At 65.6% G+C, this 11625-nt stretch carries 8 protein-coding genes; 6 read left to right on the forward strand and 2 right to left on the reverse strand.

Annotation, left to right across the window (positions count from 1 at the left end; all coding sequences use genetic code 11):
• The first annotated feature begins 117 nt into the window (after window positions 1-117).
• Window positions 118-3117 carry a UPF0182 family protein gene (locus ACH49N_RS37630; protein WP_358278275.1) on the forward strand — a complete coding sequence of 1000 codons (3000 nt, stop codon included), beginning with the start codon at window positions 118-120 and terminating at the stop codon, window positions 3115-3117.
• A gap of 70 nt (window positions 3118-3187) precedes the next feature.
• On the forward strand, window positions 3188-4837 hold the full coding sequence (locus tag ACH49N_RS37635; RefSeq protein ID WP_358278273.1) for a cation:proton antiporter: 1650 nt from the start codon (window positions 3188-3190) through the stop codon (window positions 4835-4837).
• Window positions 4838-4970: 133 nt separating this feature from the next.
• Here the strand turns inward: ACH49N_RS37635 and nhaA are convergent, their stop codons facing one another.
• Both nhaA and ACH49N_RS37645 read right to left on the reverse strand, forming a co-directional pair.
• Window positions 4971-6311 carry a Na+/H+ antiporter NhaA gene (gene nhaA / locus ACH49N_RS37640; RefSeq protein ID WP_358278271.1) on the reverse strand — a complete coding sequence of 447 codons (1341 nt, stop codon included), beginning with the start codon at window positions 6309-6311 and terminating at the stop codon, window positions 4971-4973.
• The gene (locus tag ACH49N_RS37645) at window positions 6308-7207 is read right to left on the reverse strand and encodes an alpha/beta hydrolase (protein ID WP_358278269.1); all 900 of its coding nucleotides are present in this window, start codon (window positions 7205-7207) and stop codon (window positions 6308-6310) included. The genes nhaA and ACH49N_RS37645 overlap by 4 nt, the downstream gene beginning before the upstream one ends.
• A gap of 437 nt (window positions 7208-7644) precedes the next feature.
• On the opposite strand from ACH49N_RS37645, the gene ACH49N_RS37650 reads away from it, so the two are divergent.
• The 4 genes from ACH49N_RS37650 to ACH49N_RS37665 all read left to right on the forward strand — a co-directional run bounded on the left by ACH49N_RS37650 (window position 7645) and on the right by ACH49N_RS37665 (window position 11546).
• Window positions 7645-9150, forward strand: a complete 1506-nt coding sequence (locus ACH49N_RS37650) for a SulP family inorganic anion transporter (RefSeq protein WP_397505181.1) — start codon at window positions 7645-7647, stop codon at window positions 9148-9150.
• Between the two features lie 36 nt (window positions 9151-9186).
• The gene (locus ACH49N_RS37655) at window positions 9187-9600 is read left to right on the forward strand and encodes a MerR family transcriptional regulator (protein ID WP_358278267.1); all 414 of its coding nucleotides are present in this window, start codon (window positions 9187-9189) and stop codon (window positions 9598-9600) included.
• Between the two features lie 709 nt (window positions 9601-10309).
• The gene (locus ACH49N_RS37660) at window positions 10310-10774 is read left to right on the forward strand and encodes a DUF4383 domain-containing protein (protein WP_358278265.1); all 465 of its coding nucleotides are present in this window, start codon (window positions 10310-10312) and stop codon (window positions 10772-10774) included.
• A gap of 280 nt (window positions 10775-11054) precedes the next feature.
• Window positions 11055-11546 (forward strand): hypothetical protein, encoded by a 492-nt coding sequence (locus ACH49N_RS37665; protein WP_358278263.1) that lies wholly within the window; start codon window positions 11055-11057, stop codon window positions 11544-11546.
• Window positions 11547-11625 lie beyond the last annotated feature (79 nt).

Genomic DNA, 11625 nt, shown 5'->3' on the forward strand with positions numbered 1-11625 from the left:
TTTGGGCTTGCGCCCGGGAACCCTAGACTAAGGAACACACGGACAGGTGCTTTCTGGGCGCGGGTAGTTTTCGTCGTCTCAGCCGCCCAGATCAAGTGCCGCCGCGGGAGGTGGGCAATGCAACCGTCCGAACGGGTGCCACCGCTATCTCGGCGTGTCGTCTTCGGCATCGCCGGAGCCCTCGGATGCGCTGTACTGCTGCTGATCGGGCCCCGCCTGGTGGCCGTCTACACGGACTGGTTGTGGTTCAGGGAAGTCGGCTACCGAAGTGTGTGGGGCACCGTCCTCGTCACCCGACTGATCCTGTTCACACTGGTCACCGTCGTCGTGGGTGCCGTGATCTTCGCGGCGGTGTTCTGGGCGTACCGGTCACGACCACTGTTCGCCGACGCCGCGGCTGCCGCGGGGAAGGATCCCATCGAGCAGTACCGGACCGTGGTGATGAGCCGGCCACGGGTGTTTGCAATCGGCATCCCGCTGCTGCTGGCTCTGCCGTTCGGCCTCAACGCCCAGGCGAACTGGGAACGGGTGCAGCTGTTCCTGCACGGCGGCAGCTTCGGGATCGAGGATGCGGAGTTCGGGCACGACATCAGCTTCTACGTCTTCGACTTACCGTTCTACCGGTTGGTATTGACGTGGTTGCTGGTGGCGGTGTTCCTGGCCTTCATCGTCAGCGTGGGAGCTCACTACCTGTTCGGCGGGATACGGCTCTCGTTCAAGGAGAAGACCGACCCGGGCGCCGCCACGTCCGCGTTGACGCGGTCGGCGCTGATCCAGCTCGCAGTGCTGGCGGGAAGCTTCATCGTGCTCAAGGCGGTGGCGTACTGGTTCGACCGCTACTCGCTGTTATGGAGCAGCCGCAAGGAACCCACCTTCACCGGTGCCGGGTTCACCGATATCCACGCCGTGCTCCCGGCGCGGCTGATTCTGTTCTCGATCGCGATCATCTGCGCGGCAGCGTTTTTCGCGGCAATCGTGGTGCGCGATCTCCGGATCCCCGCGATGGCCGCGGCACTGTTGTTGCTGTCCTCGATCCTCGTGGGTGGGCTGTTTCCGGCGCTGATGGAGCAGTTCTCGGTGCGCCCGAACGCCGCCGACCGGGAGAGCCCGTACATCGAACGCAACATCGACGCGACCCGGCAGGCCTACGGGATCGGCTCGGAGAGGGTCGAGTACGAGGATTACCCCGGTGTGGGCACCCGGCCACCACGGGATCTGCCGGCCGACGTCACCACCATCGCCAACGCCCGCCTCCTCGACCCGAACGTGCTCTCCCGCACCTTCACGCAGCAGCAACAGCTGAAGAACTTCTACGGCTTCACCCCGACCTTGGACATCGACCGTTACACGATCGACGGGGAGCTCAGCGATTACATCGTCGCCGCCCGGGAACTGTCCCCGAACAGCCTCAGCGGAAACCAGACGCAGTGGATCAACCGGCACACCGTCTACACCCACGGCAATGGATTCGTCGCCGCCCCGGCCAACCGGGTCAATGCCGCGGTGCGAGACGCCGCCGGCCAGAGCGCCAGCAGCGACAGCGGCTACCCGATCTACACCGTGAGCGACATCGCCTCCCAGGCCGCCGGCCAGCAACTCATCCCGGTGCAGCAACCCCGCATCTACTTCGGTGAACTCATCGCGCAGGCGAGCCCGGACTACGCCATCGTCGGCGCCCAGCCGGGGGCCGAGCCTCGCGAATACGACACGGACACCTCGGCGTACACCTACACCGGTGCCGGTGGGGTGCCGGTCGGGAACTGGATCAACCGGCTGGCCTTCGCCGCCAAATACGGTGAACGCAATATCCTGTTCTCTGGTGCGATCGGGGCCGACTCGAAGATCATCTTCAACCGGGATCCGAAGACCCGCGTCGAGCACGTCGCACCCTGGCTGACCACCGACGCCAACCCCTACCCCGCCGTCGTCGACGGACGCATCACCTGGATCGTCGACGCGTACACCACCCTCGAGCACTACCCCTACGCACAGGCGGGATTCCTCAGTGAACCCGTCACCACCGAGACGGGAATGGCACTCGCACGTGAGCAGGTCTCGTACATCCGGAACTCGGTCAAGGCCACCGTCGACGCCTACGACGGCACCGTCACCCTGTATCAAGTCGACCGAGACGACCCTGTCCTGCAAGCGTGGATGAACGTATTTCCCGGCACCGTACAGCCCGAGGACACGATCTCGCCCGATCTGCGCGCCCATTTCCGTTATCCCGAGGACCTGTTCCGGGTGCAGCGGGAACTGCTGGCGAAGTATCACGTCAACGATCCGCGCGAGTTCTTCACCAACAACGCATTCTGGTCGGTTCCCAGCGACCCCACCTCCGACACCAGCGGACAGCAACCGCCGTACTACGTTCTCCTCGGCGATCAGGACACCGCCGAACCCTCCTTCCGCCTCACCAGTGCCATGGTCGGATTCAACCGCGAGTTCCTCTCCGCCTACCTCTCCGTCCGCTCGGACCCGCAGGGGTACGGGAAAATGCGCATACTGCAATTGCCGACGGACACCCAAACCCAGGGACCGCAGCAAACCCAGAACTCGATGATCTCCGATACCCGCGTCGCATCGGAACGCACTCTGCTCGAGCGGTCGAACCGTATCCACTACGGCAACCTGCTCACCTTGCCGATCGCCGACGGCGGCTTCCTCTACGTCGAACCACTGTTCACCGAACGGCTGTCCACCAACGTCGACGGCTCCACCTTCCCTCAACTGTCCCGCGTCCTGGTCAGCTACCGGGAACCGGGCACCGGGGGAGTGCGGGTCGGGTACGCACCCACTCTCGCCGAAGCCCTCGACCAGGTATTCGGCGCTGGAACCGGACGCGCAGCGACCGCACCGGGCGGTGACGCGGCCACCGCACCACCATCGGATCCGCAGGCCATTCCCGCGCCGTCACCGGCAGAAGGGGTCGCGCCGATTCCCGCGCCGCCGGCCGGGCCGGCGGACTTGACCGCCGCGGTCCTTGAACTCAACGACGCCCTGGCCAGCCTGCGCGAAGCCCAGCACACCGGGGACTTCACCGCCTACGGCACCGCCCTCGACCGGCTGCAACGGGCCATCGACGGCTACCTCGCCGCCGGGGGAAGCCTGAATTGAGATTTTCCCGGGAAGTGACGCGGCCGCTCGAGTTTCCCGTGTCGACCCGGCGGGTGGGAAGGGATCGAGCATGGCGGATGTACACGACTTCGCGCTGATCGCGGTCATCCTGGCCATCGCCGCGTGCGCCGGATTGCTGGCCACCCGGCTGCGGCAGCCGATGATCGTCGCCTTCATCGGAGTCGGCATCCTGGTCGGACCGGCCGGAACCGGCTGGGTGGTCGCGGACAGCACGATCGAGCTTCTGGCGCGCCTGGGCATCGCCATCTTGCTGTTCCTGGTCGGGCTGAAGCTCGACCTGCACCTGATCCGTAGCACCGGGCCGGTCGCCCTGGCCACCGGTCTCGGGCAGGTCCTGTTCACCTCCGTGGTCGGATACCTGATCGCGATCGCCCTGGGGATGGACTCGGTGACCGCACTGTATGTCGCGGTCGCCTTGACCTTCTCCTCGACGATCATCATCGTGAAGCTGCTGTCGGACAAACGGGAACTCGAACAGCTCCACGGGCGGATCGCGGTCGGTTTCCTGATCGTCCAGGACATCGTCGTGGTGCTGGTGATGATCGCGCTCAACGTCTTCGGACGGCAGAGCGGGGACAGCCTGGCCCTGAATATCATCCTGGTCGTCGTCAAGGGCCTCGGCCTGCTCGCCGCCATCGGCGTGCTCATGCGCTACGTGCTGCCCTGGCTGCTACACCACATCGCCCGGTCCCAGGAACTGCTGGTGCTGTTCGGAGTGGCCTACGCGGTCTCGATCGCCGCGGTGAGCGACACACTCGGTTTCAGCTCCGAGGTCGGGGCCTTCCTGGCCGGGGTATCCCTGGCGAGCACCCCGTACCGGGATGCGCTCGGGGCACGGCTGGTCAGCCTGCGTGACTTTCTGTTGCTGTTCTTCTTCCTCGATTTGGGGTCCCGGCTGGAATTCACCCACGCCGCCGACCAGATCCCCGAGGCGGCGATCTTTTCACTGTTCGTGCTCATCGGGAACCCACTGATCGTCGTGCTCATCATGGCCGTGATGCGCTACCCGGTGCGGGTCGGTTTCCTCGCCGGGTTGACCGTGGCCCAGATTTCCGAGTTCTCCCTCATCCTCGCCGCGCTGGGGTTGAGCCTGGGCCACATCAGCACCGCCACCGTCAGCCTCATCACCGTCGTCGGGCTGCTCACCATCGGCGGTTCCACCTACCTGATCCTGTACTCCCATCAGCTCTACCACCGGCTCGAGCGGTGGCTGAAGGTGTTCGAGCGCAACAGAACCCGGAAGGTCGACATCGCCGACGAGGATGCCGAGGTATACGCCATTCTGTATGGGCTGGGCCGCTTCGGCCGGCACGTCGCCGATCACCTCAGCCGTGCCGGGCACTCGGTGCTGGCGGTCGATTTCGACCCCCACCGGGTCGGTGCCAACAGCCGCGACGGGGTCACCGCCGTCTACGGCAGCGCCGAGGACGTGCATTTCCTCGAAACGCTGCCCTTGAATCAGGCCCGATTCGTGATCAGCACCATCCCGCTGCTCGAGACCAACCTGGCGCTCCTGCACGCCCTGCATCACCACCAATACCGCGGACACATCGCCCTGACCGCCCACACCGTCCACGACGCCGAACAACTGCTCGCCGCGGGTACCGAGGTGATCCTCGAACCCTTCTCCCTCGCCGCCGACGCCGCGACCCAGGCGCTCGACCAGCTCCTCGCGAAAGACGCCGACACGGACTCGTGACACGGAGACCTTGTCGAACATTCTCAATCGTGCCGGTTGTCCGACTGATGCGCGGAGAAGGGGCTTCGGCATTCTTCGCCGTAGGCCCGGTGGCCGGGGACGGTCTTCGTGGCCGGCGGCGCCCACGGTCAGGTCAAGCAGGGGACGCGCCCGGCCGCTTGCCCTGGCCGTTGTCGGTGAAGACGTCGGGGATGCCGTCCTCGTCTGCATCGAGCGCTTCCTCCTCGGCGATGATGCGGTAGGCGCGGTTGCGGATTCGCAGGATGATGGAGGCGACCAACGCGGCGAGCAGAGACCCGGACAGCACACCGATCTTGACGTGATCGTCCGCCGCACTGGCCGCACCGAAGGCGAGCTCACCGATCAGTAGTGACACCGTAAATCCGATCCCGGCGAGGACCGCGACCCCGAGCACGTCGATCCAGCGCAGCCCGGAGTCGAGGGTCGCCCGGGTGAACCGGGACAGCAGATAGGTGGTGCCGAAGATGCCGACAGCCTTGCCCACGACCAGCCCGGCGATGATCCCGAGGGCGATCGAATCCGACAGGGCCTTCGACAACCCGGTCAGACCGCCGACGGTGACGCCGGCGGCGAAGAACGCGAACACCGGGACCGCGAACCCGGCCGAGATCGGACGGATCCGGTGCTCGAAATGTTCGGCCAGCCCCGGCCCGGCATCCGGACCACCGGAGGCGCGGCTCCGCACGACCGGGACCGCGAAGCCCAGCAGCACGCCGGCGACGGTGGCATGCACCCCGGAGGCGTGCACCAGCGCCCACGTGAGGGCGGCGAGCGGAATCAGCACCCACCACGCCCGGATCCGGCGCTGCACCGCAAACGTGAACACGCTCAAGGGGACCAGTGCCGCAAACAGCGGGAAGACAGAGAGCGTGTCGGTGTAGAAGACCGCGATGACGGTGATGGCGAGCAGGTCGTCCACCACCGCCAAGGTGAGCAGAAACGTACGCAGGGTCGCGGGCAGATGGGTACTGATCACCGCCAGCACCGCCAGGGCGAAGGCGATGTCGGTCGCCGTGGGGATGGCCCACCCCTGCAGGGCATTCCCGCCGGTGCGGAGATTGACGGCCACGAAAATTACTGCTGGCAGCACCATTCCCCCGACCGCCGCGGCGATCGGCAATACGGCCCGCCGCGGGTCACGCAGGTCCCCGGCCACGAACTCGCGTTTGAGCTCGAGGCCGACGACGAAGAAGAAGATTGCGAGCAGCCCGTCCGCAGCCCAGGTGCCGATCGACAAATGCAGGTGCAGCGCCTCGGGCCCGACCATGTAGTCACGCACCCCGTCGTAGCCGGCGGACCACGGGGAATTGGCCCACACCATCGCGATAACGGTCGCGGCCAGCAGCAGCGCACCGCCGACGGTTTCCTTCCGGAGAATTTCCGCAATGCGGGAGGTTTCCGCCCACGATCCGCGCGGAAACAGTGGAGCCCGGGCTGGTTGACGAGTGTTCACACGGCTCCTCTACGGGCAGGAGGAAGTGCGGAGATCAGTTTCGCCACCGATGCGGGCGCCTCACGTAGACCGAGATGCCCGCATCCGGGCAGGAGCTGAACCTCGACTCCGAGCAGGGACCGTGCCCGTCGGCGCAGGCGGTTCCGGTCCAGCAGCGGGTCGTGGTCACCGTCGACGACGATGACCGGAACTTCTCCGGCCCAGCGGCGGATCATCCGTGCGGGCAGTCGGCGCGGGAGTCTGCCGGGGAAACAGTGCTCGGCGATCATGCTGTACCAACAGACCAGGCTCATGTCCGGGGTGAACGGGGATCCACTCAGGTACCTCAGGAGTTGTTCGCTGTTGTCGAGGGTCGGGTGCAGCATCCACTTCGCGCGCAACCGGGTCAGCTGCCAGGTGCGTTTGATCGCGGTGATGCCTGCGGGGTTGACCAACACCAGTCCGGCGACGCGGTCACTTGGAGTGGCGGCAAGTGCAATAGCGGCACCGAGTGCGTGGCCGACCACGATCACCGGCTCCGGGCGCAGCTGCGGGATCAGCTCGTCGAGCCAACGCCCGTACACGTCGTACGCGTGCCGGTGCGGACGCCGCGACGAACTCAATCCGGGCTCCCCGGGCAGATCGGGAACGAGGACCCGGTGGTGCTCATGCAATGCGCAGACAGTCGCCAAGGCGCTCGCGGCACTCAGGCCCGCACCAGGTAGCAGCACGACCGGCGGCCTGCCCGTATTGGTGCCGGCGGTCAGGACCGTCGTTGCCCCCAGAGAGGTTTCGAGTCGCAGAAGGGCGTGCGGCACGTGCCAGCGTTCGAGACTCTCGCGGCATGCACGGCGGACCGGAACACAGTCCTCCTCGTCGCGGTAGATCCCATGGGTGGCGATAGGAAGGCGCTTCATGTCCGCCGCCCGATAGCAGACGAAATGTAGTTCGCTGGGCGGGAGGGCGCTACGGATGACTCGGTACGCATGCTCAGTCCTGTCCTGGTCGGGATGTCGCGAAACAATTGCCGACCAGACTTCCCGGCGCACCGACTTCACCCTATCGCGACACCGCGCGATCTTCCTGCACCTTTGCCACCAACCGGTGCCATCCACACGAACTATCCCGGTCGGGGCCGCCGCAGGCCGAGCAAGAACCCACTCCGCCGGCCCCCCGCAACCCTACCCTCCCGTTAGGGTAGAGTGCCGTGAGTCGGCCGAGCCGACGAAGCCCGCCACACGCGCGGGCGGCGACAAGCCGCAAACAGACCGGCGAGGTCGCCCCCTTGAGTTGTGCAGCGATGCACTGAACATCGACGGCATCGGCGTCACCGCGCCATGCGAACGGAGCCTTGGTGGCAACACAACAGCTGGACGACCATGTTCGTGACGAAGGGTCGGTGCGGGCCGCTTTGCGGTCCCCGCGCCGATTGAAGACCGAGATTCTTGCTGGTGTGGTGGTTGCGCTGGCGCTGATTCCGGAAGCGATCTCGTTCTCGATCATCGCTGGCGTGGACCCCCGCGTGGGTCTGTTCGCCTCCTTCACCATGGCGGTGACCATCGCCGTCGTCGGGGGCCGCCCCGCGATGATCTCGGCGGCGACCGGTGCGATCGCCCTCGTCGTCGCGCCGCTCTCGCGTGAATACGGCATGGACTACCTGATCGCCGCCGTCCTGCTGGCCGGGGTGCTGCAGATCGTCCTGAGCCTGCTCGGGGTCGCGAAACTGATGCGATTCATTCCGCGCAGTGTGATGGTCGGTTTCGTCAACGCCCTCGCGATCTTGATCTTCACCGCGCAACTGCCGCACCTGATCGACGTGCCCGCCCTGGTCTATCCGATGGTCGCGGCCGGACTGCTGATCATGGTGTTCCTGCCCAAGCTCACCACCGCGATCCCCGCCCCGTTGGTGGCGATCGTGCTGCTCACCGCTGCCACCGTGATCTTCGCGTTGAACGTCCCGAACGTCGGCGACGAAGGCGAGCTACCGTCTTCGCTGCCGTCCTGGGTGATCCCGGACGTGCCGTTCACCATGGACACGCTGTCGATCATCGCCCCCTACGCGTTGGCGATGGCCCTGGTGGGCTTGCTCGAGTCGTTGATGACGGCGAAGCTGGTCGACGACATCACCGACTCCCACTCGGACAAGACCCGCGAAGGCTGGGGGCAGGGTGTGGCGAACCTGGTCACCGGCCTGTTCGGCGGCATGGGCGGCTGCGCCATGATCGGCCAGACCATGATCAACGTCAAGGTCTCCGGAGCCCGCACCCGGATCTCCACCTTCCTGGCCGGGGTGTTCTTGCTGATCCTCGTCGTCGGCCTCGGCGACGTCGTCGCCCTGATTCCGATGGCCGCCCTGGTCGCGGTGATGATCATGGTCTCGGTCGGCACCCTGGACTGGCACAGCATCGCCCCGAAGACGTTGCGGCGCATGCCCCGCAGCGAAACAGTGGTCATGCTTGCGACCGTCGCGGTTACCGTTGCCACCCACAACCTCGCCTACGGGGTGATCGTCGGTGTGATCACCGCGATGGTGCTCTTCGCCCGCCGGGTCGCGCATCTGACCGAGGTCGTGGACGTCGCCCACCCCGACGGGAACACTCGCGTCTACAAGGTGCGCGGCGAACTGTTCTTCGCCTCGAGCAACGACCTGATCTACCAGTTCGACTACGTCGGCGATCCGGAGAACGTCGTCATCGACCTGTCCGACTCCCACATCTGGGACGCCTCGACCGTCGCGACCCTCGACGCGATCACCACGAAATACGCTGCCAAGGGCAAGAACGTGGAGATCGTCGGCCTCAACGCCGCCTCCGCCGAACGCCACGTGCGCCTCAGCGGGCAGATGGGTGCCGAGCACTGACATCAGTGCCCGGAAGATTTCGAAGAAGGTGAGCAGATGACGGACCGCCTCGAGGGTGCGGCAGCAGTGCGGCACATGCAGATCGGTGAGGTCGCCGAACGCACCGAACTGTCGATCAAGACGATTCGCCACTACGACGAGGTCGGCCTGGTACGACCTTCCGAACGCAGTACGGGCGGCTTCCGCCTCTACACCGAAGCGGATGTCCAACGCCTGCTCGTCATCCGGCGGATGAAGCCGCTCGGATTCACCCTCGACGAGATGCGGCAGCTACTCGACTCGCTCGAAATTCTGGCGTCCGACCGCGCAGCCGACGAACGCGCCGACGCCCAGGCATTCGTCACCGACTGCCACACGCGGGCGGAGGAGAGCTGCCGCAAACTCCGCCAACAGGTCGCCTACGCCGAGGAGTTGACCACCCTGCTCGCCGACCACGCGAACACCGAGTAACGCCCAAGCTATCCAGGATGGCGGTCGGTGCTCGAGAAGCGCTGACTGATCCGAGGCAGGAGTCTCGTCGAGCTGTCTCAAGCTCTCATACATTATTGTCATGGCGGTGCCGACGTCGCTCCGCAGCACTGTACGACATCTGCTTACCCACCACTGGTGTGGAAAAGGGAGTGGGCACAGGGCAACGTTCCGCGGTATTGGATCACCGCCCTCCCGCCCACTGCGAACGTCGAACGCTTGTTTCGCTGAACAGCGGGCCTGGACGGTGTCTCTGTGCAAGGTTGCAAGAGCCCTCCGGCCGAAGGGGTTAGACGGCCGGAGGGAGTGGCTGTCGCGGGTTGCAGTCCGTGATAACGCGGCAGCACACAAATCGGATACCCGAATCCGTCCGGATTACTCCTCAGCCGGGATGGCGCTGCCCGGGACGTCGCGCTGTTGCTTGTGTCTGCCGATCTCGAAAAGGTGGCGAGGGCCGAGGCGGTGCTTCGCCTACTTCACTACACCTCGCGGCTGTCAGCAAGAGGCGGTAGATATCGTGACCCATCGACTCAGCTCCCATCGAGGCGGGACGCAATCGGACGATTTGCGTCTCCCGACCAGAGCAGTCGTTCGGCGATGGGCTTTGGCCCACTGGCGGTTTGTCCACGACACGCAGAGGGAACCTCGTGAGAAGGGACATATCCTGCACCGACTGTGCGAAGGGACGCTGATGGCAACTCGCCGATCTCGTCCGACTCTGACCTCCACCCCAGTGCAGACCGCCTCGCTGGTTCTCGGTGTGGTGTTCTTACTCGTCGGCATCCTCGGTTTCATTCCTGGAATCACCTCCAACCTCGACCAGCTGGCGGGCGCTGGGCATGACTCCGGCGCGATGTTGGTGGGTCTGTTCCAGGTATCCGTGCTCCACAACATCGTCCACGTGGTCTTCGGTGTTGCCGGTATCACCGCTGCCCGCCTGGCGTCAGCCGCCGGAATCTACTTGCTCCTCGGTGGCTTCATCTACCTGGGACTGTGGGTTTTCGGGTTGGTACTCGATGACGACGAATCCGCCAACTTCATTCCGCTCAACACTGCCGACGACTGGCTCCACTTCACCCTCGGCGCCGGAATGGTCATGCTCGGAATCCTGCTCACACGCGGACATCGTGCCAACACCCGCACAAACCCTTCCTGAACCGGTGACCGCGACCGCTTCCTGGTCTGTCCCCATCACAGTAGTTATGGCGGGACAGCTCAGGGGCCTCGAACTCGGCTCGGAGAATCTCAGCCTTGTCCGGCGCGCACCGACTCGGTGGTGTTGTTCGGTGACGACGGCTGCGCGGATATCGACATGCTCATCAGCCGGGTTCGCTGGCCACCGAAAGTTTCGCCCGCCGTGAGGACGCATGAAAAACGTGCGTGCCGGATTCCTTTACTCCACGTTTACCAGATGGGGAGTGGGGTAGCCCTCTGACATGGACGCGTTGCATCCTCGACCCCGAACACACCGCCGCGTCCGCGGCGGGTGGGCGCGCCTACTCGCGGTCGCGGTGGCCGGTCTCACCGCGGCCGGCTGTGGTGCCGGGCAGATCACCCAAACCTCCGATCAGGTGTCCGCGGTGAACGGCAGCAGCCTCGAGATCGGGCACATCCAAGTGCACAACATCTACCTCGACCACGATCCGGGCGATCCCGCCGACCGGGCCCGGCTGGCGTTCACCGTCGTCAACACCAGCCGCAGCCTCACCGACCGGCTGGTGTCCATCGAATCCCCGGCCGCCGCCGTGAACATCCTCGCACCGCCGGATGCGCTCACGCTGGCACCGGGAACGGCGCTGGCCGCCGGGCAACCGGTCGAACAGCTGACCGAACCGGCCGCCCCAGATGAGCCGATCACCGTGGCGCTCACCGTGCCCGGCGGGCTGCGCCCGGGGTTGACGACACAGTTCACGGGCGTTCCCCCCTGAGTGAGGACATCGTGAACACTGGATCGTGAAGGTCCAGAGGAAGAGATTCACTGATGGTCATGAAGGCGTACTCGGCGGA

Origin of the sequence: Rhodococcus sp. NPDC019647, from assembly GCF_044389235.1 — a bacterium.
GTDB lineage: Bacteria > Actinomycetota > Actinomycetes > Mycobacteriales > Mycobacteriaceae > Rhodococcus_F > Rhodococcus_F oxybenzonivorans.